This window comes from Micromonospora purpureochromogenes, assembly GCF_900091515.1.
GTDB classification, from domain to species: Bacteria; Actinomycetota; Actinomycetes; order Mycobacteriales; family Micromonosporaceae; genus Micromonospora; species Micromonospora purpureochromogenes.
Window position 1 is genome coordinate 2195245 of the sequence record NZ_LT607410.1, and the last position, 25934, is coordinate 2221178.

24 protein-coding genes are annotated in these 25934 nt (G+C 75.5%); 11 read left to right on the top strand and 13 right to left on the bottom strand.

Features of this window, described 5'->3' with window-relative positions; all coding sequences use genetic code 11:
- Nucleotides 1-16: 16 nt before the first annotated feature.
- Nucleotides 17-868, bottom strand: coding sequence for an alpha/beta hydrolase (locus GA0074696_RS10290; RefSeq protein WP_088960886.1), 852 nt, complete (start codon nucleotides 866-868; stop codon nucleotides 17-19).
- 141 nt (nucleotides 869-1009) lie between these two features.
- Between GA0074696_RS10290 and GA0074696_RS10295 the strand changes: the two genes are divergently transcribed.
- From GA0074696_RS10295 to GA0074696_RS10310, 4 genes are read left to right on the top strand one after another with little or no spacing between them, the layout of a single operon-like run.
- Nucleotides 1010-1912: an ABC transporter ATP-binding protein gene (locus GA0074696_RS10295; protein WP_088960887.1), complete on the top strand. Its 903-nt coding sequence runs from the start codon at nucleotides 1010-1012 to the stop codon at nucleotides 1910-1912.
- Nucleotide 1913: 1 nt separating this feature from the next.
- A complete protein-coding gene (locus tag GA0074696_RS10300; protein ID WP_088960888.1) occupies nucleotides 1914-2714 on the top strand; it encodes an ABC transporter permease in 801 nt (266 codons plus the stop codon).
- Between the two features lie 30 nt (nucleotides 2715-2744).
- Nucleotides 2745-3860, top strand: coding sequence for a sensor histidine kinase (locus tag GA0074696_RS10305; protein ID WP_157745862.1), 1116 nt, complete (start codon nucleotides 2745-2747; stop codon nucleotides 3858-3860).
- Nucleotides 3857-4480: a response regulator transcription factor gene (locus tag GA0074696_RS10310; protein ID WP_088960890.1), complete on the top strand. Its 624-nt coding sequence runs from the start codon at nucleotides 3857-3859 to the stop codon at nucleotides 4478-4480. The genes GA0074696_RS10305 and GA0074696_RS10310 overlap by 4 nt, the downstream gene beginning before the upstream one ends.
- A gap of 22 nt (nucleotides 4481-4502) precedes the next feature.
- Here GA0074696_RS10310 and GA0074696_RS10315 read toward each other — a convergent pair whose 3' ends face one another.
- Both GA0074696_RS10315 and GA0074696_RS10320 read right to left on the bottom strand, forming a co-directional pair.
- Nucleotides 4503-5426 carry a L,D-transpeptidase gene (locus GA0074696_RS10315; protein WP_088960891.1) on the bottom strand — a complete coding sequence of 308 codons (924 nt, stop codon included), beginning with the start codon at nucleotides 5424-5426 and terminating at the stop codon, nucleotides 4503-4505.
- An 80-nt stretch (nucleotides 5427-5506) separates the two neighbouring features.
- Nucleotides 5507-6952 carry an alpha-amylase gene (locus GA0074696_RS10320; RefSeq protein WP_088960892.1) on the bottom strand — a complete coding sequence of 482 codons (1446 nt, stop codon included), beginning with the start codon at nucleotides 6950-6952 and terminating at the stop codon, nucleotides 5507-5509.
- Between the two features lie 381 nt (nucleotides 6953-7333).
- On the opposite strand from GA0074696_RS10320, the gene GA0074696_RS10325 reads away from it, so the two are divergent.
- Genes GA0074696_RS10325 through GA0074696_RS10340 form a run of 4 tightly spaced genes read left to right on the top strand, consistent with a single transcriptional unit; the run spans nucleotide 7334 to nucleotide 11976 of the window.
- The gene (locus GA0074696_RS10325) at nucleotides 7334-8929 is read left to right on the top strand and encodes a hypothetical protein (protein WP_231925320.1); all 1596 of its coding nucleotides are present in this window, start codon (nucleotides 7334-7336) and stop codon (nucleotides 8927-8929) included.
- On the top strand, nucleotides 8926-10392 hold the full coding sequence (locus GA0074696_RS10330; RefSeq protein ID WP_088960894.1) for an NADH-quinone oxidoreductase subunit NuoF family protein: 1467 nt from the start codon (nucleotides 8926-8928) through the stop codon (nucleotides 10390-10392). The genes GA0074696_RS10325 and GA0074696_RS10330 overlap by 4 nt, the downstream gene beginning before the upstream one ends.
- Before the next feature lie 25 nt (nucleotides 10393-10417).
- Nucleotides 10418-11035, top strand: coding sequence for a redoxin domain-containing protein (locus tag GA0074696_RS10335; RefSeq protein WP_088960895.1), 618 nt, complete (start codon nucleotides 10418-10420; stop codon nucleotides 11033-11035).
- Complete coding sequence (locus GA0074696_RS10340) at nucleotides 11035-11976, top strand: cytochrome c biogenesis CcdA family protein (protein WP_088960896.1); 942 nt, start codon at nucleotides 11035-11037, stop codon at nucleotides 11974-11976. Before GA0074696_RS10335 ends, GA0074696_RS10340 begins: the two co-directional genes overlap by 1 nt.
- On the opposite strand, the gene serS is transcribed toward GA0074696_RS10340, so the two are convergent.
- From serS to GA0074696_RS10365, 5 genes are all read right to left on the bottom strand, one after another.
- Nucleotides 11960-13246, bottom strand: coding sequence for a serine--tRNA ligase (gene serS, locus GA0074696_RS10345; RefSeq protein ID WP_088960897.1), 1287 nt, complete (start codon nucleotides 13244-13246; stop codon nucleotides 11960-11962). The genes GA0074696_RS10340 and serS overlap by 17 nt on opposite strands.
- Nucleotides 13247-13790: 544 nt before the next feature.
- On the bottom strand, nucleotides 13791-14873 hold the full coding sequence (locus GA0074696_RS10350) for a DNA polymerase III subunit beta family protein (RefSeq protein WP_088964477.1): 1083 nt from the start codon (nucleotides 14871-14873) through the stop codon (nucleotides 13791-13793).
- Nucleotides 14874-14942: 69 nt separating this feature from the next.
- On the bottom strand, nucleotides 14943-16124 hold the full coding sequence (locus GA0074696_RS10355) for a saccharopine dehydrogenase family protein (RefSeq protein ID WP_088960898.1): 1182 nt from the start codon (nucleotides 16122-16124) through the stop codon (nucleotides 14943-14945).
- Between the two features lie 30 nt (nucleotides 16125-16154).
- Entirely contained in the window at nucleotides 16155-17327 is a 1173-nt protein-coding gene (locus GA0074696_RS10360) for a zinc-dependent alcohol dehydrogenase (protein ID WP_088960899.1), read from the bottom strand.
- A complete protein-coding gene (locus tag GA0074696_RS10365) occupies nucleotides 17324-17767 on the bottom strand; it encodes a hypothetical protein (RefSeq protein ID WP_088960900.1) in 444 nt (147 codons plus the stop codon). The genes GA0074696_RS10360 and GA0074696_RS10365 overlap by 4 nt, the downstream gene beginning before the upstream one ends.
- A gap of 124 nt (nucleotides 17768-17891) precedes the next feature.
- Between GA0074696_RS10365 and GA0074696_RS10370 the strand changes: the two genes are divergently transcribed.
- Nucleotides 17892-20663 carry a LuxR C-terminal-related transcriptional regulator gene (locus GA0074696_RS10370; protein ID WP_407940570.1) on the top strand — a complete coding sequence of 924 codons (2772 nt, stop codon included), beginning with the start codon at nucleotides 17892-17894 and terminating at the stop codon, nucleotides 20661-20663.
- 56 nt (nucleotides 20664-20719) lie between these two features.
- Here the strand turns inward: GA0074696_RS10370 and GA0074696_RS10375 are convergent, their stop codons facing one another.
- The 3 genes from GA0074696_RS10375 to GA0074696_RS10385 are packed head-to-tail and all read right to left on the bottom strand — an operon-like array spanning nucleotide 20720 to nucleotide 22498.
- Nucleotides 20720-21268 carry a DsbA family protein gene (locus GA0074696_RS10375; protein ID WP_088960902.1) on the bottom strand — a complete coding sequence of 183 codons (549 nt, stop codon included), beginning with the start codon at nucleotides 21266-21268 and terminating at the stop codon, nucleotides 20720-20722.
- Nucleotides 21265-21762 carry a redoxin domain-containing protein gene (locus GA0074696_RS10380; protein WP_088960903.1) on the bottom strand — a complete coding sequence of 166 codons (498 nt, stop codon included), beginning with the start codon at nucleotides 21760-21762 and terminating at the stop codon, nucleotides 21265-21267. Before GA0074696_RS10380 ends, GA0074696_RS10375 begins: the two co-directional genes overlap by 4 nt.
- A gap of 55 nt (nucleotides 21763-21817) precedes the next feature.
- Nucleotides 21818-22498 carry a BON domain-containing protein gene (locus tag GA0074696_RS10385; protein WP_088960904.1) on the bottom strand — a complete coding sequence of 227 codons (681 nt, stop codon included), beginning with the start codon at nucleotides 22496-22498 and terminating at the stop codon, nucleotides 21818-21820.
- 173 nt (nucleotides 22499-22671) lie between these two features.
- Here GA0074696_RS10385 and GA0074696_RS10390 point away from each other — a divergent pair, with 173 nt between their 5' ends.
- Complete coding sequence (locus GA0074696_RS10390) at nucleotides 22672-24405, top strand: hypothetical protein (protein ID WP_197700826.1); 1734 nt, start codon at nucleotides 22672-22674, stop codon at nucleotides 24403-24405.
- Between the two features lie 146 nt (nucleotides 24406-24551).
- Here GA0074696_RS10390 and GA0074696_RS10395 read toward each other — a convergent pair whose 3' ends face one another.
- Both GA0074696_RS10395 and GA0074696_RS30710 read right to left on the bottom strand, forming a co-directional pair.
- Complete coding sequence (locus tag GA0074696_RS10395) at nucleotides 24552-24953, bottom strand: hypothetical protein (protein WP_088960905.1); 402 nt, start codon at nucleotides 24951-24953, stop codon at nucleotides 24552-24554.
- A 120-nt stretch (nucleotides 24954-25073) separates the two neighbouring features.
- A complete protein-coding gene (locus GA0074696_RS30710) occupies nucleotides 25074-25214 on the bottom strand; it encodes a hypothetical protein (RefSeq protein ID WP_157745863.1) in 141 nt (46 codons plus the stop codon).
- 336 nt (nucleotides 25215-25550) lie between these two features.
- Here GA0074696_RS30710 and GA0074696_RS10400 point away from each other — a divergent pair, with 336 nt between their 5' ends.
- Nucleotides 25551-25919 (top strand): STAS domain-containing protein, encoded by a 369-nt coding sequence (locus tag GA0074696_RS10400; protein WP_088960906.1) that lies wholly within the window; start codon nucleotides 25551-25553, stop codon nucleotides 25917-25919.
- Nucleotides 25920-25934 lie beyond the last annotated feature (15 nt).

Sequence of the window (25934 nt, forward strand, 5' to 3'; positions counted from 1 at the left end):
ATGCCAGCGGCGGGCGTCACCACCGGGGCGCCTCGCCGACGATCGCCGGCGAACGGGTGCACGCCATCTCCACCGCCCAGTCCAGCGCGCGGTCGGCCACCTTCTCCCAGCCCCGCTCGCCCACCGTGAAGTGCGAGCGCCCGGGGAACTCCTGGTAGTCGGTGACCGCCCGGGACTTGCGGTACAGGTTGGCGTTGGACTTGACCAGGGCCGGCGGCGACACGTGGTCTTCGCCCCCGGCGATCAGCAGCAGCGGCGCGCGGTCGTCGCGCCCGTTGTCCACCGTCGCCGCCGAGCGGGCGTCGAGGTTGGCGAACGCCCCCTCGAAGACCACGTGCCCGGCCGCCGGCACGGCGTACCGCTGCCAGGCCCGGTCGGACTCCTCGCGGGGGAGGGTGTTGCCGAAGGCGTACCGGAACTCGTCGTGCGTGATCGGTACGGCCCGGTGCCGGTTGCCGGGGCTGCGCAGCACCGGGTACACCGACCGCAGGGTGCTCACCGGCAGCCGGACCACGCCCCGGGGCGCCGCCGGGGCGATGGCCACCGTGGCCGCGCCGAGCCCCCGGTCGAGCAGCACCTGGGCGACCAGTCCGCCGAAGGAGTGGCCCATGATCAGCGGTGGGTTCGGCAGTTCCCGGACGAGCGCCGCGTAGTGGTCGACGATCTGCCCCAGGGTCAGCCCGGCGATCGGGGCGGGATCGTCGCGCAGCGCCTGGACCTCCGCCTCCATCCCTGGCCAGGCGGGGGTGTGCACCTGGAAGCCGAGGGCCCGGTAGCGCCGCGCCCAGTGCTCCCAACTGCGTGACGTCATCCACAGGCCGTGGATCAGCACGATCGTGTCGACCCGTCCGGTCGGCGCGGTGCCCATTGGCGTACCTCCCCGGTGTGCGCGGACCCGGCGGCATACCCACCGGACGGCACCGGAACCGGCGGGGGCTGACATTTGTCATGGTCGGGTCGTGACGCCGGGGCCGGGGACGCGGCCCCGGTGCGGCCCAGGATCGATGTCATGACCAGTACGCATCCGGCCGTCGAGCTGGCCGGCCTCCGCAAGAGCTTCGGACCGGTGACCGCCGTCGACTCACTCGACCTGCGCATCGCCCCCGGCGAGGTGGTCGCCTTCCTCGGCCCCAACGGCGCCGGCAAGACCACCACGATCGACATGCTGCTCGGCCTGGCCCGCCCGGACGCCGGCACCGTCCGGCTCTTCGGCGGCGACCCGGGCGACGCCGTCCGGCACGGCCGGGTCAGCGCCGTCATGCAGACCGGCGGCCTGCTCAAGGACCTCACCGTCGCCGAGACGGTACGGATGACCGCGCACTTTCACGGCCGTACCCGCCCGGTGGCCGAGGTGCTGGCGCGGGCCGGGCTCACCGAGGCGGCGGACCGCCCGGTCGGCAAGTGCTCGGGTGGTCAGCAGCAGCGGCTGCGCTTCGCCCTGGCGCTGCTGCCCGACCCGGACCTGATGATCCTCGACGAGCCGACCACCGGGATGGACGTCGAGGGGCGGCGGGACTTCTGGCGGGCCATCCGGGCCGACGCCCGCGCCGGCCGGACCGTGGTCTTCGCCACCCACTACCTGGACGAGGCCGACGCGTACGCGGACCGGATCGTGCTGGTCCGGCAGGGGCGGGTGGTCGCCGACGGCACCACCGCCGAGATCAAGAACCTGGCCGCCGGGCGGCTGGTCCGGGCCACCCTCCCCGGCGCCGACCAGGCCGCCCTCGCCGCCCTGCCCGGGGTGGTGACGGTCGAGGTACGCGGCGACGGCGTGCTGGTGCGCTGCGACGACTCGGACGCCGTCGCCCGGCACCTGTTGACCCGCACCGCCGCGCGGGACGTCGAGATCACCTCGCGCAACCTGGAAGACGCCTTCCTCGCCCTGACCGCCGCCGAGAACCCCGGAGCCTGAGATGACGCTGACCTCGCCCGCACCCGTCGCCGCCGCCCGCCCGGCCCGGCGCCCGCCGGCGCTCGGCGGCTTCTCCCCGGCGGTGCTCGCCATCGAGCTGCGCCGGCTGCTGCGCAACCGCCGCACGCTGGGCTTCACCCTGGTCATGCCGGCGGTCTTCTTCCTGCTGTTCGGCCTGCCGCAGCGCGGGCAGGAGCTGCCCAACGGCCGGCCGGTCACCGCCTGGATCATGATCAGCCTCGCCGTGTACGCCGCGATGGTCGCCACCACCAGCGCCGGCGCGGCGGTCGCCACCGAACGGGCGCTCGGCTGGACCCGGCAACTGCGGCTCACCCCGCTGCGGCCGGCCGCGTACGTGGCGACCAAGGTGGTCACCGCGATGGCGCTCGGCCTCGCCGCGGTCGTCGTCGAGTTCGGCGTCGGCGCGGCCGCCGGGGTACGCCTGCCGGTGTCCGTCTGGCTGCTCGCCGGCCTGGCCGCCTGGCTCGGCTCGCTGGTCTTCGCCGCCCTCGGGCTCCTCGTCGGCTACCTCGCCCCGGCCGAGAACGTCATGCAGTACCTGGGCCCGGTGCTGGCGGTGCTGGCCATGCTCGGCGGCCTGTTCGTCCCGCTCGACGTGCTGCCGCACGCGCTGCAGGAGCTCGCCCGCTTCACCCCGGTCTACGGGGTCGGCCAGCTGGCCCGGGCACCGCTGACCGACACCGGGGTGGGGCCGGCGGAGCTGGCCAACGTGCTCGGCTGGACGGCACTGTTCGGCTACGGCGCGTCCCGGCTGTTCCGCCGGGACACCGCCCGGGTCTGAGCCGCGACGGCGGTGGCTAGCGTGTACCCGATGGAGCGTGCACCGGGCCGGCCCGCGCCGGTGAGCCGCCACTGGCGGTTCACCGGCTGGCTGCTCGCCGTGGTCTGGCTCTTCTTCCTCAACATCCCGCTGGCCACCGCCCTGCACCAGGCGCAGCTGTGGCGGCGGGCGGTGGGAGTGACCACACTGGTCGCCTTCGGCCTGGTCTACGTGGTGGTGTTCCAGTGGGCGCGGGCCCGCCGGCAGGCGCACCGGCCGGTGCCGGTCGGCCGGGCCCGGGCCCTCGTCGCGCTGCTGCTGGGGCTCGGGCTGGCCGGCATCCCCGGCACCGGCGGGGACTGGCTGACCACCCTGGTCTTCGTCGCCACGGCGGCGGTGTTCCTGCTGCCCGGCGTCGAGGCGCTGGTGGTGGTGGCGCTCGCCGCGTTCACCCCGCCGGTGGTCGCCCGGCTGGTGCCCGGCTGGACGGCGGAGAGCAGCGTCGTCTTCGCGGTGCTGCTCGCCTCGTTCGCCATGTTCGGGGTGAGCCGGCTGGCCCAGCGCAACGCCGAACTCCAGGCGGCCCAGGCCGAGATCCGCCGGCTCGCGGTCGCCGAGGAGCGGGCCCGCACCGCCCGGGACCTGCACGACATCCTCGGCCACTCGCTGACCGTGGTGGCGGTCAAGGCGGAACTGGCCGGTCGGCTGCTGGAGCTGGACACGGCCCGGGCGGCCACCGAGATCGCCGACGTCGAGCGGCTGGCCCGGCAGGCGCTCGCCGACGTGCGGCGCACCGTCGGGGCGTACCGGGAGATCAGTCTGGCCGGCGAACTGGCCGGCGCCCGGACGGCGCTGGCCGCCGCGGGCATCGTCGCGGAGCTGCCGGACGACGTGCCGGAGCTGCCGGCGGAGCGGGACGAGCTGTTCGGGTGGGCGGTGCGGGAGGGAGTGACCAACGTGGTGCGGCACAGCGGGGCGCGGCGGTGCGTCATCCAGGTCCGGCCGGACCGGGTGGAGATCGCCGACGACGGGCGCGGGCCGGCCGACCCGGACGGCCCGGGGCACGGCCTGACCGGGCTGCGGGAGCGGGCGCGCCGGCTGGATGCCACGGTCACCGTCGGCCGGCCGGCCGACGGCCCCGGCTTCCTGTTGCGGGTCGGCGCGTGAGCGCGCCGATCCGGCTGCTGCTCGCCGACGACCAGGCGCTGGTCCGGGGTGCGCTGGCCGCGCTGCTCTCGCTGGAGCCGGATCTGACCGTGGTGGCCGAGGTGGGCCGGGGCGACGAGGTGGTCGACGAGGCCCGCCGCACCGGCCCGGACGTGGCCCTGCTGGACGTGGAGATGCCCGGGCTGGACGGCATCTCCGCCACCGCCGCGCTGCGGGCGGCGGTGCCCGGCTGCCGGGTGCTGGTGGTGACCACCTTCGGCCGGCCCGGCTACCTGCGTCGGGCGATGGAGGCCGGGGCGAACGGCTTCGTGGTCAAGGACACCCCGGCCCGGCAGCTCGCCGACGCCGTCCGGCGGGTGCACGCCGGCCTGCGGGTGGTCGACCCCACCCTGGCGGCGGAGACCCTGGCCACCGGCGCCAGCCCGTTGACCGGGCGGGAGACCGAGCTGCTGCGCGCGGCCCGGGACGGCGGCACGGTCGCCGAGCTGGCGGCGGCGCTGCACCTGTCGGAGGGGACGGTGCGCAACCACCTCTCCGCGGCGATCGGCAAGACCGGCGCCCGCAACCGCGCCGACGCGGTGCGCATCGCCGAACAGAACGGCTGGCTGCTCGGCGGATGACCTGGGCCTGCTACGGACGGGGTCAGCCGGTGGGCGGTGGGGTGGCCAGTCGCTCGATCACCACCAGCGGTGTCCCGGGGGGCAGCTCGGCGAGCAGTTGCCGCTGGGCGCTGCGGGTCAGCCGGATGCAGCCGTTGGTGGAGTTCTTGCCGAGCGTGTCGTCGTTGTGCCAGCTGTGCAGGCCGATGTGCGCGCCCCGCAGGCCGGTCGGCACCGCCTCCGGGTCGTCGGGTATCGCGCCGAGGGCGAAGATGTCGACGCCGCCGTAGACCTCCTGGGGCGGTGGGGTGCGGCCGAGGACGAAGGTCCGACCGAGCGGGGTGGACTGGCCCGGCATCCCGAGGCTGACCGGCCAGGAGTGGGTGGCCCGGCCGTCCCGGTACCAGGTCAGCCGGTGCGACTGACGCTCCACCACGAGCTGGTCGCGCAGCCCGACGGTGCTCCAGCCGCCGGCGGGCAGCCAGGCGATCCGCCGGTTCGCCGACGGCAGCAGCACCGCCGTCCAGCCCGTACGGTGCTCCACCACCGGCATCGTGACCTCGACCCCGCTGATGGTCGGGGCGAGCAGGGCCAGCGGGCGTCCCCCCGGGGCGTCGTACGCGGCGATCCGCCGGGTCGGCGTCAGCCCCTCGGTCAGCGGGGTGGTGTCCTGCGGGCGCGGGTCGGCGGGGAAGCCGGTGGGCGCCGGGTCGTAGTCGACCACCGGCAGACCGTCCGGGGCGGGCGCCGCGGCCGGCACCGACTCCTCGGGGGTCGGCTCGACCGTCGGTTCGGCGGTCGGCTCGGCGGTCGGGGTGGCCGGTGCGACCCGGGCCGGCGGCGCGGACGTCTGGTCGTGGCGCAGCGCCGAGCTGACCAGCAGCGCGAGTGCGAGCACCACCGGTACGCCGAACGCGGCGGTCAGCCAAGCGAGGCCGAAGCGGGACGTCAATCGCTCAAAGAACACCAAACCACTCTAAGCGACAGAAAGCGCACAGGGCCCCCGCCCGGCGGAACTGTGCCGGACGGGAGCCCTGCCGGAACGGCTCAGGACAGCCGGGCGCCGACGTGGATGGCGACCCCGTCGTGGGCCGGGATGGTCGCGGCGAACCAGCCGTTGGCGTCCACCGTGATCAACGGCCCGGAGCAGGAGCCGTTGGCGTAGTCACCGTGGATCACGTCGCAGTACCGGCCGGCGGGCAGCCCGGCGTAGTAGGACCGGCCGGTGATCGCCGAGCCCTCGTCGTTGATGGTCAGGTAGCCCTTGCCGGCCCGGCTGAAGGCGATGTGCTGGTAGCCGTTGTCGTACCAGTTGGCGACCGCGGCGCCCTGGGTGGCGTTGTGGAAGCCGACCATGTTGGCGACGACCCGCCAGCGGTGCTCGCACTCCCAGCCGGAGTAGCAGGTGGTGTTCAAGGTCTTGTTGTTGGCGTCCGAGGGTGGGTCCTGGTCGCGGGAGCTGAAGGTGTAGCTGGACATCACGGTCGGCGCCCCGTACGGCCAGGCCAGCATGAACGCGTTGGCCAGGGCGTAGGCGGCCCCGTTGCGGTAGGTCAGCACGTTGCCGTCGCGTTGGGTGTCGTGGTTGTCGACGAACACCTCGGCCGAGCCGCTGGGCAGGTAGCCCCACGCCTCGCCGAAGTTGCGCAGGTACGCCAGCCGCTCGCTGTTGAACATCCGGGCCAGGTCCTTGCCGTACCGGAACTCGTGCACGTCGCCGTTGCCGGTGTACTCACCCGGGCCGATCGGCTCGCCGGCGCCGTAGATGACCTCCTGCACGACGTACGCCGAGCGGGACAGCCTGCCCTTGATGGCGGCGATGTCGGCGGCCGGCATGTGCTTGCTGGCGTCCAGCCGGAAGCCGTCCACCCCGAGGGCGAGCAGGTCGTTCAGGTACCCCGCGATCTTCGACCGGACGTAGTCGGACTCGGTCTTCAGGTCGGAGAGGTTGACCAGCTCGCAGTTCTGCACCTCGTACCGGTCGTTGTAGTTGACGATGTCGTCGCCGCCGTTGCGGCCGCAGTGGTGGAAGTCCTGCGTCTGGTAGCTGCCCGGGTAGTCGTAGTGGCTGTAGGACGAGCCGGCCCAGCCGGTGCCGGGGGTGTCCTGGCCGGACATGTGGTTGATCACCGCGTCGACGATGACCTTCACGCCCGCGGCGTGGCAGGTGTTCACCATCGACTGGAACTGCGCCCGGGTGCCCTTGCGCGACTCGATCCGGTAGCTGACCGGCTGGTACGCAAGCCACCACTGGTTGCCCCGGACGTGTTCCTGGGGCGGTGAGACCTGGACGTACCCGTAGCCCTTGGGGCCCAGCACGTTCGTGCACTCGCTGGCCACCGACGGCCAGTTCCACTCGAAGAGCTGGACGATGACGTTCCTGGCGCCGGCGGGCGCGGCGGCGGCCGGGGGAGCCGCCACGGTGGTGGGGACGAGCAGGCTGGCGAGCACGCCGAGGGCGAGGATCGCCGAGCGGCATCGACGTCGATGCATCGGTACTCCCTGGGGGTCGGGGGTGGTGGCGACGCGGGGGAGGGGGTTCGCCTGACGGCTTCTTGCAGCCAGGCTGAAAATTTTCGGAAAGGTTACAAGCGTGTTGCAACAGCTGTCAATGGATGCACATGCGTCGTTGCGCTGGGCGCTACACGCGCCCCGGGCCGGGACGGTTCGACGGATCGCCCGAGAAATTCGCCACCCGCACTGATCCGTACGGGCCGGACGTCCGTACTGGATGACGGAGCAGGTCGGCCGGTGGTGGTGCCGCCGTGAGTCGCGATCGAGGAGCAGATGGGCCGGGCAAAGCAGAACCAGAAGGTGACGACCGTCCGGACCACCACCAGCAGCCGTGGTGTCCGGACCACGTCGAAACCCGCGATGGCACTGCTGATCGGATCCGCGCTCGCCCTGATGTGGGCCGGTGTGGAGCTCAGCGGCGCCGGCGGGCCGATGTACTCGTACGGCTTCTTCTTCACCGAGTTCTTCGCCGGGGTGGTCGCCCTGGTCGCGCTGAGCCTCACCGTGATGATGGGGCTGCTCGCCACGGACCGGCTGGTGCTGAAGATCCCGCACCGGGTGCTGCTGCAGTCCGCGCACCGGGCCACCGGCGTGCTCGGCGTGGCCGGACTGGTCTTCCACGTCATCACCAAGGTCGCCATCGGCCGGGCCGGGCCGACCGACGCCGTGGTGCCGTTCGTGGGCGGGCGGGGCCTCTACGTCGGGCTCGGCACGGTCGCCGCGTTCCTGATGGTGAGCGTGCTCTGGACCGGCATCATCCGGGTCCGCTTCGCCGGCGTCGGTCCGAAGTGGTTCTGGCGCGCGCTGCACTCCATGGCCTACGTCGCCTGGCCGTTCGCGCTGCTGCACGGCCTCAACGCCGGCCGCGCGGCGAAGTCCTGGGTGACGCTGAGCTACCTCGCCTGCGTGCTGCTGGTGGTGGTGGCGCTGCTGGTGCGGCTCTCCGTCCACCTCGGCAAGCGCAGCCGGGAGCAGTCCCAGGCCGCCGCGATCAACAAGGCGATGGCCGGCCGGGCGACCGACGAGGGCAAGGGCCGGACGCTGCTCGCCGGGCTCGCCCGCCGCAAGGCCGGGGCCGAGGAGAGGGACGTCCGGGGCGGCTGGGCCGAGACCACCGTCGCCGCGTCGTGGACCGCGCCCACCGGCACCGCCCGGCGCCGGGATCCCGAGCGGTTCACCGTGCCGGTGGTGCCCGAGCCCGGCACGCTGCGCGAGCCCGTGCGGGGCGGCCGGTCCCGCCGCGACGTCGAGGACGTGCCGACCCCGCGCCGGGAGCGTGACCTGGAGCCGCCCGCCCGCCGCCGGGACGCCGAGCCCGCCGCCCGCCGCCGGGACGCCGACCGCCCGCGCCGCCGCGACGAGGACGTCGCCCCGGTCTCCGGGGGCCGCCGCGCCCGGTACGACGAGGAGACCGCCCCGGTCTCGGGCGGTCGCCGCGCCCGCTACGACGAGGACGTCGCGCCGGTTTCCGGCGGCCGGCGGGCGCGACGGGACGAGGACGTCGCCCCGGTCTCGGCCGGGCGGCGGGCCCGCCGGGACGACGAGGACGTCGCGCCGGTCTCCACCGGCCGGCGGGCCCGCCGCGACGACGAGGACCTGGCCGCCAGCTACTCCGCCCCGCCCCGGCGCCGCGAGCAGCCCGAGGAGCCGTGGGACAGCCCGCGCCGCTGGGAGAACTCGCTGCCGGTGTCGGCCGAGCCCGTCTCCGCCATGCCACGCAGCGGCGCCGGCCGGCACAGCGTCGACGACGAGGTGCCGGAGGAGCCGGACTACTGGCGGCCGCCGGCCCGGTACGTCCCCGACGAGGTGCCCGTCGACGACACCCCCACCCTGGTCGACCTGGCCTCCCGGCGCGCCCTGAAGGCCACCGGCGAGAGCCGCCGGCGCCGCCGGCGGGCCGACGCGGACGCGGTGGACGGGGCGTACTGGGCCGGGCTGCGGGGTGAGGCGAAGTGATGCGGACCAAGGTGCCGCCGGTGGCGTGCGTCGGCGAGCCGCGGCTCACCGCCGGGTTCGCCGAGTTCGGCCGGCTCGACCTGGTCGCCCACGAGGAGGTGCACGGCCCGATCGGCCCGATGGAGCCGGCGAACCTGCTCCGGCTGGCCGAGAGCATGCAGCTCAAGGGCAAGGGTGGCGCGGGCTTCCCGTTCGCCCGCAAGCTCACGGCGGTGCTGGAGTCCTGTGAGCGGCAGGACCTGCCCGCCGTGGTGGTGGTCAACGCCACCGAGGGCGAGCCGGCGAGCTGGAAGGACAAGGTCCTGCTCACCCGGGCGCCGCACCTGATCCTCGACGGGGCCGCGCTGGCCGCGTACGCGCTGGACGCCGAGGAGATCGTGATCGGGGTGGCCGACGACGGGGTGGGTCGGGACTCGATCACCCAGGCCCTCCAGGAGCGCCGGATGCCGGTGCCGACCAGCATCGTCACCGTGCCGCACCGGTTCATCTCCGGCGAGGGCGGCGCGCTGGTCAACGGGATCAACGGGCTGCCACACATCCCGCCCGGCACCAAGAAGCGCGCCAGCGACTCCGGGGTGAACAACCTGCCCACCCTGCTCTCCAACGCCGAGACGTATGCGCAGCTCGCGGTCGCCGCCCGGCTCGGCCCGTACGAGTACGCGGCGCTGGGCACCGACGACGAGCCGGGCACGGTGCTGCTCACCGTGACCGGCGCGGCGAAGCGCCCGGCCGTGGTGGAGTGCGCCGCCGGCACCCCGCTGCGGGAGATCCTCGACCTGTGCGAGGCGCCGGACTCGCCGGGCGTCCTGATGGGCGGCTACCACGGCAAGTGGATCACCCAGGAGGCCGCGGACCGGGCGGAGGTGTCCCGCCGGGGGCTCACCAAGGTCGGCGGCACCCTCGGCGCCGGCATCGTCGTGCCGCTGGGCACCGACACCTGCCCGCTCGGCGAGGCCGCTCAGGTGGTCCGCTACCTCGCCGGCGAGTCCGCCGGCCAGTGCGGACCGTGCAAGATGGGGCTGCCCGACCTGGCCCGCGCCGTCGACCTGGCGGTGTCCGGCAGCGCGCCGGTGGAGGTCGTCCGGGCCGCCGCCGGCGACGTCAAGGGCCGCGGCGCGTGCAGCCACCCCGACGGTACGGCCCGGTTCGCGCTCTCGGCGATGGAGGTCTTCGCCGAGGACCTGCGCCTGCACACCACGGGGGACGGCTGCGGCCGGCGGGTCAAGGGCGTGCTGGGGCTGCCCGGCGCGCCCGACGCCAACCCGCAGAAGCTCACCCTCGACTGGTCCCGCTGCGACGGGCACGGGCTCTGCGCGCACGTCGTGCCCGACTTCATCCGGCTGGACGCCAACGGATACCCCGCCTTCCCGTCCACCCCCGTGCCTACCTGGCTCCGGGAGGGCGCGCTGAAGGCGGTCAAGGTCTGCCCCCAGCTCGCGCTGCGACTGGCCAGGGCCGAATAGCAGCACCACCGAGAGGAGACGCGCCATGCGGTCGTACCCCAGGAGCGGACCGGGTGGACGACCGCCCGCCGCGGGCCGGCTCGCCGCCGTCGGCGTCGTGCTGGTCGGCGCGCTGCTCGCCGCCGGCGGCTGCGCGGTCGGCCCGGACCCGGCGGGACCGCCCGCCGAGGTCGCCGTGCCGGCGGCCACCGCGTCTCCGCTGCCCGCCGGCCCGGCGAGCCCGTCGGCCCCGGCCCGCGTGCCCGACACGCTGCGCTTCACCGCGAAGACCCTCGACGGTACGGCGTTCTCGGCGGCCGAGCTGGCCGGCCGGCCGGTGGTGCTCTGGTTCTGGGCGCCCTGGTGCGCCACCTGCGCCAGCCAGGCGTGGACGGTCGCCGAGATCGCCCCGAAGTACCGGGACACCGTGCCGATCGTCGGGGTGGCCGGCCTGGGCGAGCAGCGGGCCATGAAGGACTTCGTCAGCGAGTTCGACCTGGCCGGCACGCCCCAGCTCGACGACCGGGCCGGGGAGCTGTGGCGCCGCTTCGAGGTGGTCGAGCAGAGCACCTTCCTGGTGATCGACCGGGACGGGAAGATCGTGCACCAGGGCTTCCTGGATGGTGCGGACCTGAGCCGCCGGGTCGCCGCGCTGGCCGGCTGATGGAGACGCCGCTGCTGCTCGCGCTGACCGCCGGCATGCTCGGGGCGGTCAACCCGTGCGGCTTCGCGATCCTGCCGGCGTACCTGTCGCTGCTGGTCGCCGGCGCGGGCGACGGGCGCGGTCCGGTCCGCCGGGCGCTCACCGCCGCCACCGGCCTGACCTGCGGGTACGTCGTGGTGTTCGGCGCCTTCGGGCTGGCCGTGGCGCCGTTGGCCGGCTGGCTGCGCCCCCGGCTGCCCTGGCTCACGGTGACCCTCGGGCTGGGACTGCTGGCCCTCGGCTGCTGGCTGCTCGCCGGCCGCCGGCTGCCCGCCCCGGGCGCGGGCGTCGGCCGGGCGCCCCGGCTCACCCGTTCCTGGGCGTCCATGGCGCTGTTCGGGATGGCGTACGCGCTGGCCTCGCTGACCTGCACCATCGCCCCGTTCCTGGCGATCGTGGTGACCAGCCTCCAGGCCGGCTCCACGCTGCACGGGCTGGCGCTCTTCGTCGCGTACGCGATCGGGATGGGGCTGGTGGCCACGGTGGCCGCGCTCGGCGTTGCGCTGCTGCGCGGCGCGGTGGTGGCCCGGCTGCGCGCCGCCGGCGCCTGGGTGCCCCGGCTCAGCGGGCTGGTGCTGCTCCTCGCCGGAAGCTACGTCGCCTGGTACGGCTGGTACGAGGTCCGGCTGGCGCAGGGCCGGCGCGACGCGTTCGGTGACCCGGTGGTGGTGGCCGCGGCGCGGGTCCAGCGGGCGCTGGTCAGCGCGCTGGACGCGGTCGGCCCGGCGGTGCTCGCGGCGCTGCTGGTGGGCCTGCTGGCGGCGGCGGTGCTGGCCCGCCGCCGCGCCCGCCCGCAGGTGGCGTCCTCGGTGCCCGCCGCCGCGCCGGTGCCGGAAGACGGACGGCGGGGACCGGGAGACCCGATCCCCGCCGACGCTCAGGTGGTCAGCGGACCGGCGTGAGCCGGTCGGTGCCGAGCCGGTCGCGGAGCACCTCGGGCAGCAGCACCGAGCCGTCGGGCTGCTGGAACTGCTCCAGGATGGCCGGGAAGAGCCGGCTGGTGGCCAGCGCCGACCCGTTCAGGGTGTGCACGAAGCGGGTCTGCTTGCCGCCCGGCTCGCGGTAGCGGATGGCCGCCCGGCGGGCCTGGTAGTCGCCGGCCCAGGAGACCGACGACACCTCCTTGTACCTGCCGGTGCTCGGCATCCAGACCTCGATGTCGAGGGTCTTCTTCATCGCGGCGCTGGCGTCGCCGGCCGAGAGCAGGCTGCGCTGGTAGTGCAGGCCGAGCTTCTCGACCAGGCTCTCGGCGTGGGTGAGCATCTCCTCCAGCGCCGTGTCGGCCTGCTCCGGCAGGCAGAACTGGAAGATCTCCACCTTGTTGAACTGGTGGCCCCGCACCGTGCCGCGCTCGTCGGAGTGCGAGCCGGCGGCCTCGCGCCGGTAGCACGGGGTGTAGGCGAACGCCTTCAACGGCAGCTTCCCGGTGTCCAGGATCTCGTCCTGGTACGCCCCGAGGATCGCCGTCTCCGAGGTGGGCAGCAGGAACTGCCCGCGCGGGGCCGACTCCCGGTCCAGGTGGTAGACGTCGTCGTAGAACTTGGGGAACTGGCCGGCGGCGAAGCCGGCGGTGTCCAGCAGCAGGTGCGGCGGGAGCAGGAACTCGTAGCCGGCCTTGACGTGCTCGTCGATGAACCAGCTGATCAGCGCCCACTCCAGCCGGGCGCCGATGCCGGTGTACATCCAGAAGCCGGAACCGCCGAGCTTGACCCCGCGCTCGTGGTCGACCAGGCCCAGCATCCGGCTCAGCTCGACGTGGTCGCGGACCTTCTCGATGGCTGGCGGCGCGCCGTAGGTCTTCACCACCCGGTTGGCTTCCTTGCCGCCGGGCAGCACGTCGTCGGCGGGCAGGTTGGGCAGCTCGCTCATCGTGCCGCGCAGCCGGGCCTGCACCTCGTCCAGCTCGGACTCCAGCTCCGCGAGCTGCTTGCGGCCGGACTCCGGCGCGGAGACCTCGGGCTCGGCGCCGGCACGCTTCGCCGCCGCGTACGCCCGCGCCTCCGCCTTGCGGCGCTGCCGGTCGCCGTCGATCTCGCTGATCAGCGCGCGGCGTTCCTGGTCGAGCCGCTGGATCTCGTCCAGGACCCGGTTGACCTCGGCGGGATCCAGTCGCTTCGCCAGCGCGGTCGCCACCGCCTCGCGATCCTTCCGGATCAACTCCATGTCGAGCATGCTGCTCCGTACGCCTCCGTCCGGGATGTCAGGTGAGACCACCAGATGCTACCGTCGCGCCTTCCCGCCCCCGGTACGGCCCGACGAGCCGCCGCTGCCGTCCTGTCCGGCGTCGCTCTTTCCGGCGCGGTCTGCACCGCGCCCCGTCTCGCCCCGCACGGTGGCCGGGTGCCTTCTCACCCACCGTCACGGCAACCCGGCGGGGGCGCTGGCGTGACCGTGCGTGATGCCCGTAGAGGCGCTGCGCACGCACTGCCCGCCCCGGGATTCGCCCGCACCCGTCTGACCAGCGCCGACCCTTCACGACGGTCGTCCGGCCGGGCACCCCCTTCCGACGCTTTGCTCTGCTGCCGCCGAGGCGACAGAAACGATGTGTGACTGTTGCCGTCGGGGCAGCAGAGCAAAGCGTGCGAGCAGGGTGGGTGGGGGCCAGGGCGGCGGCTACCGTGCGTGAGCGCCAGGTCGCCGCAGCCGTGCCGGCGTCGGCGGGCGCAACCGCGCCGACGGGTGGTGCGGCCGGAGTCCGGTCAGGGTCGAGTCGGCGTCAGAGTCGGATCGGCATCAGGATCGAGAAGGCGTCCTCGTCGTCGAGGCGGCGGACGGCCAGCGGGGCGATCGGGCCGTCCAGCTCCAGCACCAGTTGCGGGCCGCCCGCGGCGTCCAGCGCGTCGAGCAGGTAGTCGCCGTTCACGCCGACCCGCAGCTCCCCCGAGTCCGCGGTGAGGTCGTCCGGGCCGAGCAGGCGCAGCCCGTCGGAATCGTCGAGGCCGAGCACGGTCACCGCCAGCGGCACGCCGTCGTGGTCGCGGGTGACGGTGGGCGCGCCGCCGTCGCGCAGCGCCGCGCGCAGGGCGGGCCCGTCCACCGGGATCCGTCGGGCCGGGGCGTCGCCGGCCGCCCGGTGCAGCAGCCGGCGGTAGTCGGGGAAGTCGTACGGCAGGGCGGTCGCGGTGACCGCCCGGCCCGCCACCGAGACCGTCACGTCGGGGCCGGCCAGGGTCAGGTGCGCCTCGGGGGTCACCCCGGTGCCGGTGTCCAGCAGGGCGCGGACCTCGTCCACCGCGTCGACCGGGAGCAGGGCGCGCACGGCGGGGCCGTCCACCCTGCCCGAGGTACGCGCCAGCGCCAGGCGGTGCCGGTCGGTGGCGACCAGCCGTACGCCGTCGGCCGTCACGTCGAGCAGCACGCCGGAGAGCACCGGCAGCTCCGGGTCGGCGCCGACGGCGAAGCGGACGGCGTCGACGGCGGCGGCCAGGTCGACGCGGGACAGCACGATACGGGTGGTCATCGGGGTCTCCTCGGGGTCGAGCAGGACGCGGATCCGGGAGAGTTCCCTGCGGGCGTCGGCGAGGCCGTCCTCCAGCCGGCGCAGGTGCGCGTCGAGCAGCCGCCCGACCACCGCCGGCTCGGCCCGGTGGCGCAGCGCCTCGGCGATGCCCGCCAACGGCATGCCGACCCGGCGCAGGCCGGCGACCAGCCGGGCCGGGGCCACCTGCTCGTCGGTGTACCACCGGTAGCCGGTCACCGGGTCCACCCGGGCCGGGGCCAGCACCCCGCTGCGGTCGTAGAACCGCAGGGCGCTGACCGTCAGGCCGCTGGCCCGGGCCAGCTCGCCGATGCTGCGCAGCTCGCTCTCCACGACGGTGATCCTGTCGCCTCAACCAGGTCGAGGGTCAAGCGGCGGGGCGGCCGGCGCTCACCGCGGCGCGTCCAGCACCCGGAACGTGATGCCGGCCTTGACCAGCCGGTCCAGCAGGGCGTCGCCCATCGCGGTCACCGGGGTGACCTGCCCGGCGGTGGCCGGCAGGTCGTCGCAGGCCAGGCAGAGCGCCGACTCGGCGAGCATCTTCGCCGTCTCGTCGTACCCGGGATCGCCGCCGGAGACCTCGGTCAGCACCCGTCGGCCCCCGCCGGAGCCGAGGAAGCGCACCCGGAACCAGGACTTCGCCCGCTGCTCGGCGGTCGGCCCCTGCCCGGCGGCGAGCCGGCCGAGCAGCCAGCGCCGGGTCGGCGGCAGCTTCACCAGACCGATCAGGCCGGCGAACCCGACCCCACTGACCAGCACCGTGGGCAGTCGCTTCACCGCGGCGAAGTGCCGGTAGCGGAAGTCCGGGCCGTACTCCGGGCGGGCCGCCGCGGACCGGCGGACCACCTGCGGGTCGATGGTGGGCAGCGGCACCGCCCACATGCCGATCTCCTTCGACCGGCCCACCCGGCCCGGCACCGCGCGGACCCGGCGACCCTCGGGCCGGGGCTCGACGGCCTTGCGCTCCTTCGCCGCCCGGCTCATCTCGCCGGTGCGGGAGAACGCGGTCAGCGCCGAGTGGTACGTGCCGGCGGAGAACCGCCCGCCCGCCCGGACGAAGCCGTCCACCGTGATCGGCGCGTCCGACGGGAGCTGCTTCACGGTGTACCAGGCGCCCAGGTCGTGCGGGATCGAGTCGAAGCCGCAGGCGTGCACCAGCCGCGCCCCGGTGCGCACCGCCTCGGCATGGTGTCGCACGTACATCAGGTCGACGAACTCCGGCTCGCCGGTGATGTCCAGGTAGTCGGTGCCGGCGGCGGCACAGGCGGCCACCAGCGGCTCCCCGTGGTGGATGTACGGCCCGACGGTGCTGGCCACCACCCGGGCGTTCTCGGCGACCGCCCGCAGCGAGGCGGCGTCGGTGACGTCGGCGGTGAGCAGCGGCAGCTCCGCCAGCGCCGCGTCGATGTCGGCCAGCCGGTCGCGGACCGCCGCCAGCTTGGCCGGGTTGCGGCCGGCGAGGGCCCAGCGCAGCCCGGCGGGGGCGTGCCGGGCCAGGTACTCGGCGGTCAGGCCACCGGTGAAGCCGGTCGCACCGAACAGGACGAGGTCGTACGGGCGGTCGTCACGCATCCGCCGAGTCTGCCATCCATGAGCGCTTTTTCACCCCTCCGGATCGAAGACGGTCCGGACGCAGCCGTCGGCCCGGTCCCGGAACAGCGCGTACCCGGCCGGGCCCTGCTCCAGCGGGAACCGGTGGGTGGCCAGGTGTTCCGTGCGCAGCTCGTCGCGGGCCATCCGGTCCAGCAGCATGGGAATCCACCGCTGCCCGTGCTGACGGGCGCTGCGCAGGGTGAGGCCCTTGTTCATCACCGCACCGAGCGGGAAGGTGTGGACGAAGCCGGTGAAGGTGCCGGAGACGAAGACGGTGCCGCCCTTGCGGCAGGCGTGCACCGCCTCCCGTACCGCGAGCGGGTCCTCGCCGTCGCCCCGGTGACCGGTGAGCCGGGCGGCCAGCGACGCCGGCGTCCCGCCGCCGTCGGCCGCGCCGACCGCCTCCACGCAGACGTCCGGGCCGCGCCCGCCGCTGCGTTCGCGCAGCTCCGCGGGGATGTCGGTCAGCTCGTAGTTGAGCGTCTCCGCGCCGGTGTGCCGCTCGGCCATCGCCAGCCGCTCCGGATGCCGGTCGATCACGATCACCCGGTCCGCGCCGAGCAGCGTCGCCGCCTGCGCGGTCAACTGGCCCACCGCGCCCGCGCCCCAGACCGCGACGACGTCGCCGGGGCCCACCTCGCCGAGCTCCGCGCCCATCCAGCCGGCCGGGGCCGCGTCCGAGGCGAAGACGGCCCGGTCGTCGCTGACCGGGTCGGGCACGGTGAACGCGCCGACGTCGGCGTACGGCACCCGGACGTACTCGGCGTGGCTGCCGGCGAAGCCGCCCATCGCTGCGGGCTGGCCGTAGCAGCCGGCGGTGGGCTGACCCCACGCCGACTCGGTGACGGCCGGGGCGGTGCCGGAGTTGTCGCAGCAGGAGTGCGACCCCTGCCGGCAGTACCAGCAGCTGCCGCAGGCCACCGCCGCGCTGACCACCACCCGGTCGCCGACCCGGTGCCGGCGCACCTCCGGGCCGACCTCGGCCACCTCGCCGACGAACTCGTGTCCCAGCACGTCCCCGGCGGCGACGAAGGGCAGCCGGCCGCCGAGCAGCGGCAGGTCCGCCCCGCAGGTGGCGCTGCGCCGGACCCGGACGATCATGTCGTGCGCGTTGCGCAGCTCCGGGTCCGGCACCTGGCGTACCGCCAGCGAGTCGACGCCCTCCCAGCAGAGTGCCCTCACCCCGGCACCGCCGGCCGGTCCACCGCCGAGCGGTCCGCGCGCAGCACCTCGCCGGTCTCGGTGAGCTGCTTGACCCGGCGCAGCACGTCCCGCAGGAACAGGCCCGGGTCGTCTCCGACCAGGTGCGCCGCCATCCCGGGCAGGGTGGCCACCCCGCCGAGCGGCCGGGCGGCCAGCTCGCTGCCGCGCCCGCCGGGGGCCGGGCGCAGGCGCAGCTCCACCGCGCCGTCCAGCGGGCGCAGCGGCTCCGGCCACCGTCCGTCCGGCAGCACCGCCGCGGGCGGGCGGTCCACCGTCACCACCTGCCAGCGGCCGGGTCGCGGGTCGGCGCCGGCCGCGCGGGGCCAGTGCCCCCACCGGGGTACGACCAGCGCACGCAGCGCCAGCGCCCCGCCGGCGACCGCCGCGAGGGTGAGCCCGCCGAGGAACCGCCGTCCCATCCGTACCACCTGTCCCTCCGGTCTCCGGGCCGGTTGCGGTACGGGCGACCGGCCACGCGCGGCCGGCCGCCCGCGTAGGCCCATGGTCGGCGCGGCCCGGGTGAGCTGTGCTCCCCCCGAAGGGGTGAACCCGTCCCGGCCGGGTAAGCGCCGCCGACCGGGGGAGGAACGCGTCGACGGGGGTGGGTGCATGCCGCAGCCGCAGGTCAGCAGCAACGCGATCGCCGAGGCGTCCGCCGGCCCGCCGCCACTGCTCGCCTCCCGGCTGACCCCGCCCGCGCTGCCCGAGCCGCTGCTGCTGCGGCCCCGGCTGACCGCCCGGCTGGACGCCGGGACCGCCGGACCGGTCACCCTGGTCCGCGCCCCGGCCGGCTGGGGCAAGACCACCCTGCTCGCCGCCTGGGCGCGCGGCGCGCCCGAGCCCGGGCCGGCGTGGGTCCAGGTCGAGGAGGGGGACACCGGGGAGCGGCTCTGGGCGTACCTCGCGGCGGCGCTGCGCGGGGTGGCGGAGGCGGAGGAGGAACCGGCCGTACCGGTGGCCCCGCCCCGCCCCGACCAGTTGGAGCTGCTCGCCGCCGCCCTGGCCGCCCGGGACCGGCCGGTGCTGCTGGTCCTGGACGACCTGCACCGGGTCACCGACCCGGCCGCGCTGACCGGGTTGGAGTTCCTGCTGCGGCACACCGACGGGCGGCTGCGCCTGGTCGCCGGGGCCCGCACCGAGCTGCCGCTGGCCCTGCACCGGCTGCGGCTGGCCGGCGAGCTGACCGAGCTCGGCCCGGAGGACCTGGCCTTCACCGACGACGAGGTCGCCGACCTGCTGGTCGCGCACGGCGCGCCGCTGCCCGCGACGGCGGTCGCCCGGCTCCGGGAGCGGACCGGCGGCTGGCCGGCCGGGCTGCGGTTCGCCGCACTGGCGGCCCGGGACCGTCCCGACCCGCAACGGTGGGCCGAGCGGTTCGGCGGCGACCAGCCGGACGTCGCCGCGTACCTGCGGGCGGAGGTGCTCTCCGGCCTGACGCCGGCGGCGCGGGACCTGCTGCTGCGGGCGGCGGTCGCGCCGGCGGTCCGCGCCGACCTCGCCGACGCGCTGACCGGCCGGGGCGACGGTGGGCAGGTGCTGGCCGGGCTGGCCCGGGACGGGGGTTTCCTGCACCGCGACGACAGCGACCCGCCCTGGTACCGGGCCCACCCGCTGCTGGCCGACCTGCTCCGCGAGGAACTCGACGGGCTGGGCGACGACGAGCGGCGCGACCTGCACCTGCGCGCCGCGGGCTGGTACGCCGGCCACGACCGGCCCGCCGAGGCGCTGCGGCACGCGCTGGCCGCGGGGGAGTGGGACCGGGCCAGTGAGCTGCTGCTCACCGGCTGGCCGGAGCTGGTCCCGTACAACCGGGAGGCCGCCGCCGGCCCGCCGCCCCCGGCGCCGCCGGCCGAGGCGGTGCGCCGGGACCCGGAGCTGGCCCTGGCCGGCGCGGCCGAACGGGCGTACGCGGGGGACGGCGCGACCGCCGCCGCCCGGCTGCGCGAGGCCGTGGCGGCGGCCCGGTCACTGCCCGCGCCGCGCCGGGACCGGTTCCGCCGGCTGGCCACCGCGCTGGAGCTCACCCTGACCCGGCTCGCCGGCGATCACCGGGAGGTACGCGACGCCGCCGCCCGGCTGCTCGCCACCCGCGACCCGGCGCAGGTCAAGAGCCCGGACACCGACGACCCGCGGACCGGCGAGGACGCCGACGTGCGGGCGGTGGCCGGCACCGCGCTCGGCCTGGTCGACCTCGCCGAGGGCGACCTGCGGGCGGCCTCGGCGACCTTCGGCGCGGCGCTGGACGCCGCCCGGCGGGCCGGCCGGCCGCGCACCGAGCTGGTCTGTGCGGCGCGGTGTGCGCTGCTGCACGCGCTGGCCGGGGAGCTGCGCGCGGCGGAGCGGACCGCCCGGGCGGCGCTGGAGATGCCGTCCTGCCAGGGGTGGTCGAGCCGGGCCGAGTGCGCCCACGCCCACCTGGCGCTGGCTCTGGTGGCGCTGCACCGCGACCAGCCCGAGGAGGCCACCGCGCACCTGGCGCTCACCGGCGCGGCCGGCGGCGACGCGACCGTCTCCGCCGCGGCGGCGCTGTGCCGGGGCGCGTTGCTGCGCGACGCGGCGGAGCCGGCGGCGGCGACCCAGCTGGTCGCCCGGGCCCGGGAGGAGCTGGCGTCCCGGTCCGCCGCCGGGGACCTCGCCGACCGGCTGCTCGCTGAGGAGGCGGACCTGCGCAGCGAGCAGGGCGACGTGGACACCGCGCGCGGGCTGCTCGCCGACCGGGCGCGGGCGCCCGAACCGGCGCCGGTGCTGGCCCTGGCCCTGGCCCGGGTGGAGCTGCGCGCCGGTGACGTGCGGGCGGCCGGCTACGCCCTGCCCGACTGGGACGCCCCGGCCGCCGCGGACTGGCCGCTGCCGGTACGCCTCGGCTCGGGCGTGCTGGAGGCGGTGCTCGCCCGTCGGGGCGGCGACGACCGGCGCGCCGGTCGGCTGCTGGAGCGGGTGCTCGACCTGGCCGGCCCGGAGGGCCACCGGCGGGTGTTCACCCGTGCGGAGCCGGCGGTGCGCGACCTCCTCGCCGCCCACCTCGACTCCGGCACGGCGCACTGGCCGACGGTGAGCGACCTCGTCCGGGGCGCCGACGAGCCCGCCGAACGGGGACCGGCCGGCGTGGGCCGGGCGCTGGACGAGCCGCTGACCGAGCGGGAGCTGACCATCCTGCGCTACCTGCAGAGCATCCTGTCCAACGTGGAGATCGCCAGCGAGCTGTCGGTGTCGGTCAACACCGTCAAGACGCACGTGCGCAACATCTACCGCAAGCTCGACGCGACCCGCCGGCGCGAGGCCGTGCGGCGGGCCCGCGAGCTGCGGCTGATCTGACCACGCGGGCCGACCGCCGCCGGGCGGTGCGATCCCGGCGGTGGTCCGCGGCGCGGTCAGGCGCCGGCGGCCGCGTCCACGGCGGCGAGCAGGTCCGGCAGGTCGTGCCCGCCCTCGTGCCGGACCTCGTTGATGAACAGCGTCGGGGTGCCGTTGACCCCGCTGCGGATTCCGCCGACGAAGTCCCGCCGTACCCGGTCGGAGTACGCCTGCCGCGCGACCTCGGCGCCCACCTCCTCGGGTGGCAGGCCGAGCTGTTCGACGCCGAGGGACAGGTGCACCGGGTCCAACTGGTCCTGGTGCTCGTAGAGCCAGTCGTGCATCTCCCAGAACCGGCCGCGCCGGGCGGCCGCCTCGGCGACCTCGGCCGCGCTCTCCGCGTACGGGTGGACGTTGGCGATCGGGAAGTGCCGGTAGACCAGCCGGACGGTGGCGGTGCGCTGGCGCAGCACCTCGGCCAGGTTCGGGTACGCCGCGCCGCAGAAGCGGCACTGGAAGTCCCCGTACTCCACGATGGTGACCGGTGCGTCCACCGGCCCGCGGACGTGGTCGGTGCCGTCCACCGGCATGCGCAGCCGGGCGGTGACCTGGAGCGGGGTCGTCATCGGGTCACCACCCGCCGATCCGAGACGAGTTGCTCCAGCGTGTCGAGGATGCCGTCGGCGCCCGGATTCACCTCCGGCGGCGACAGGTGGCTCCAGGCCACCGTCTGATCCGGGTCGAGCACCACCAGCGCCCGCGCCGACTCCCCCTGCGGGCTGTACGCGCCGTACCGGCGGGACACCTCGCCCTTGGGCTCGAAGTCGGCCAGCAACGGGAAGGTGATGCCCCTGGCCTCGGCGAAGGCCTGGTGCGACCAGATGCTGTCGACGGAGAGGCCGAGCAGCACCGCGTCGTACCGCTCGAACTCCGGCATCGCGGCCTGGTACAGCGCCATCTGGTCACCGCAGACCGGGGTCCAGTCGGCGGGGTAGAAGGCGAGCACCACCGGCCGGCCGCGGAACTGCCCGGGGCCCGTACGTCGCCCGTCCGGGGTGGCCGGCAGGGTGAAGTCGGGCGCCGGGCTCCCCGGTGTGATCAGCCCGTCGGAATCAGTCATGACTCCCACGTTGCCCGCCGGCCGGGTGAAGGCGGTTCACCCGGCCGGGGTGGTCTCAGCGGGCCACCGTGACGTGGTTGTGCACCTCGCGGATGCCGGGGGCGGACCAGACGATCCGCTCCACCTCGTCGCGCTCGGGCACGGAGTGCACCAGGCCGTCGATGACCACCGTGTCGCCGTACACCCGGACGCTGATCCGGTCCGGCTCGGTGGCGCCGCTGCGGGCGAGCGCGTCGACGATCCGGTCGGGCAGCTCGTCGCCGGTCGGCGGGGTGGACGGCCGCACGGTGATGCCGTTGCTGACCCCGCGTACGCCGGTGAGCCGGCCGACCACCCGCTCGGCGGCCCGGCGCTGGTACTCCCACTCCACCCGGCCGCGCAGCGTCACCCACGCCTCGGCGACGGTCACCTCCAGGTCCTCCACCGGCACGAAGGCGTCCCACTCCAGGGCCCGCTCGGCCGCCCCGGCGATCTCCGTGTCGGTGCGCTCGGCCGACGGGGTGATCCGCACGGCCAGGTCGTTGGCGACGGCCCGGACCCGGGCCACCCGGTGCGCGGCCCGCTCGGCGGCCCACTTCGCGGCGTAGCTGTCCACCCGTCCGGTCAGCGTCACCACCCCCTCGGCGACGGTGACCCCCACCTCGGCCGGGCTCACCCGGGGCTCCCAGGTCAGCTCGTCGAGCACGTCGGTCTGGATGTCCTGGTCGGTACGCGTCACGATGCTCGCGCTGGCCATGCGCTCACTCCTCCCGGAATCGGGACACGGGGCGGGCACACAGCCCGCCGAACCGCGATCCTGCCGGCAGACCGGATGAGTGCCCCTCACCCGCACCGGGTGACCGGCTGCCGGGCATCGACAACCCGGGGCGGGCTCGGGCACGATCGGGCGGTCGGCGATTGGCGGGGGCGATGGACGGGGTGCGCCGGGCGGGGCGGGCGCTGTGGCGGCTGGCCCGGCACGAGTGGATCCTCGTGGTGCTCGCGTCACTGCCGCTGGCCGCCGCGCTGACCTGGCCGACACTGCGCGATCCGGCCGGCACCCTCCCGCAGGACACCGGCGACCCGACCCTGCAGGCGTGGCAGGTCGCCTGGGGCGGGCACGCGCTGCGCACCGACCCGGCCCACCTCTGGCACTCGAACACGTTCTTCCCCGAGCCGTACACCTACGCCTACTCCGACACGCTGCTGGGCTTCGCCCCGTTTGCCCTCATCGGCGAGGGGCCGGTGGCCGCCGTCGTCCGCTACAACCTGCTCTACGTGCTGGTGCACGCGCTCGCCTTCGTCGGGGCGTACGCGCTGTCGCGGCAGTTGGGGGCCGGGCGGGCGGGGGCGGCGGTGGCCGCGGCGTCGTTCGCGTACGCGCCGTGGAAGCTGGCCCAGGCCGGGCACCTGCACGTGCTCAGCATCGGCGGGGTGGCCCTCGCGCTGGCCATGCTGGCCCGGGGCCACGGCTGGTCGCTGCGCCACGGGTACCGGCCCGACCGGGTCCGTCCGGGCTGGGCGGGAGCCGGCTGGGCGGTCGCCGCCTGGCAGGTCACCCTGGGCTTCGGCATCGGCCTGCCGTTCGCGTACGTCCTGGGTCTGCTCGGCCTCGCCGTCGCCGCGGCGTACGGCGTCACCTGGTGGCGGCGCCGGTCCCGGCCGGCGGTGTCGTCCGGCCTGCTCCTGGCCGACCTGGCCGGGGTCACCGGGTTCGCCGGGGTGAGCCTGCTGATGGCGGCGCCGTACCTGGAGGTGGTGGCCCGGCACCCGGCCGGCCGGCGGACTTCCGCGCAGGTGGCGATGTTCTCCCCGCCGGCCCGTGGTTTCCTGACCGCGCCGCCGGAGTCGTGGCTGTGGGGCGAGCGGCACGGCGCGGCGCGGGCGGCGCTCGGCTTCCCGGGGGAGATGACCCTGCTGCCCGGCGTGGTGCTGCTCGCGCTGGCGGTGGCCGGGCTGGTCTTCTCCGCCTGGCGGGTGTGGCAGCGGGTCGCGCTGGCCGCCGGGGTGCTGGTCAGCCTCGCCCTCGCGGCGGGGACCAGCTTCGGCGGCGACGGCGACCCGGGCTACCTGACCCTGATGCGGCACCTGCCGGGCTGGGACGCCCTGCGCACCCCGGGCCGGCTGGTGCTCTGGACGACGCTGCTGCTGGGCGTGCTGGCCGCCGGGGCGCTGACGGTCCGGGAGCCGCCGCCGGCCGGGGCCGGTCGCGGGGACTGGCGTCGGTGGGCGCGGGTGGCGCTGGCGCTCCCGGCACTGCTGGTGCTGGCCGAGGGGGTGAACCGGACCCCGCACGTGCCGGTGCCGGCGCAGCCGGTGGCGTTGCGCGGGGTCGCGGGCCCGGTGCTGGTGCTGCCGCTGGGCGGCATCCGCGACTACCACGTGATGCTCTGGTCGACCGACGGCTTCCCGTCCACGGTCAACGGGCTGGCCTCGTTCACTCCGGACAGTCAGCAGCGGATCCGGGCGGGCGGCACGGGTTTCCCGGACGCCGGGTCGGTGGCGTACCTGCGGGCGGCGGGGGTGCGCACGGTGGTGCTGCTGCCCAGATACGCGACCGGCACGCCGTGGCAGGGCGCGGCGGCCCGTCCGGTCGACGGGTTGGGGATCCACCGCGAGCGGGTCGGCGACGCGGTGGTCTACCACCTCGATCGGGCGAGCTGACTGGGAGCGCTTCCGCAGTGGTCACCTGCACCAGCCGCTGACCCGGCCGGCGCAACCGACCGTTCCACGCGACGTGGCGGTGTCCGAGTCCCGGACACCGCCACGTCGTTCTGATCCACCCGGGCGATGCCCGGCGTTGCCGTCGGTCAGCCGTCGAGGCCGACCGGTGAGTTCGGCCGGTCCACGTCGACGAACTCGATGTCGTCGACCGCCCGACCCTCCCGGCTGCCGGCGGCCCGCGCGGCGGTCCCGGCGGCCCAACCGATCGCGGCCCCGACCAGCGCCGCGCTGATCAGCAGCGTCCACGGCAGGGCCGGACGGCGCCCGGCGAGCGCGTCGAAGGCGAGCGTGGCCCGACGCCGGGCCTCGTCCGCCGCCGAGCCCACCAGGTCACCGGCGTCGGAAAGGTGGGTGCCGCCGCGGACCGACCGCGCCGTGTCCCGCACGCTGTCACCGGCGGAACCGACCGCCGAGACCAGCTGCTGCCAGGCCTGGTCGGCGATCCGCTCCGGCTTGCTGCGGCGCTCCAGCAGGTTGCTGCCGAACATGGGTACCTCCTCGGGGTGCCGAAGTCTGCGGCCACTTCGGACGTCGACGTCTGCGGCGCGTCACGGTCGCCTGTCCCGCCAGTGCCCAGCCGGGACGTGCCGCAAACCCGGGTCGGACCCTCAGCGGACCGTGACCACCGCGACACCCCGGGCGAAATCGTCGTCGTCATCGTCGTCGTCGTCCCCGCCGCCGAAGCCGCAGGCCAGTACGAGAGCGAGCAGCGCGCCGACACCGGCCAGGCCGAGCAGTTTCTTGAGCATCGATCGTTCCTTCCGTCGTGGTGGAACCCTCGCCCGCCGACCCTAGGCGGGTGGGGCAACACCGGGGGATCTGGCGCGCACCGGGGCTCGCCGGGCGGGCCGGGTACGGAAACGACTGGACCGGGGTCGCTACCCTGGATCGGTTGGAGCGGCCGGACCCGGTCGCTCGTTGGAATGAACGGGACCAGGAACAACTCGGGAAAGAACGGTCCGGTCCGTCCGGATCCGCGAATTGCTCATCCCGGGGGGTGGCGACCGAGGCCGTCAGAGGAATACTCTCGGTCGCGGCCCGCGTACTGATGAGGCGCCCGTGGACGGGCGAGTGGAGGTGCTCGCGTGAGCCTGTCGATCGTGAAGTCGGTTCTGCCGGGTGGTGTCATGGAGATCGCTCCGCGAGGGGAGATTGACGTCGACACCGCGTACGAGGTGCGTGAGGCGATCGCCGAGGTGCTCGCGAAGGGCCGTCCGTCCCGGATCGAGCTGAACATGCGACTCGTCACCTTCATCGACTCCGTCGGCATCAGCGCGATGGTCGCCGGGTTCCAGACGGCCGAGGTCAGCGGCGTCAAGCTGGTGGTCACCGAGCCGAGCCGGTTCGTCCACCGGCAGCTCTGGGTCACCGGCCTGCTCGGCCTCTTCGGCGCGCCGGAGCCCTACTTCGCCGGGCACGCGGCCCCCACGCCCGAGGTCCTCCCGGGCGCCTGACGCCGGCACCGCCGG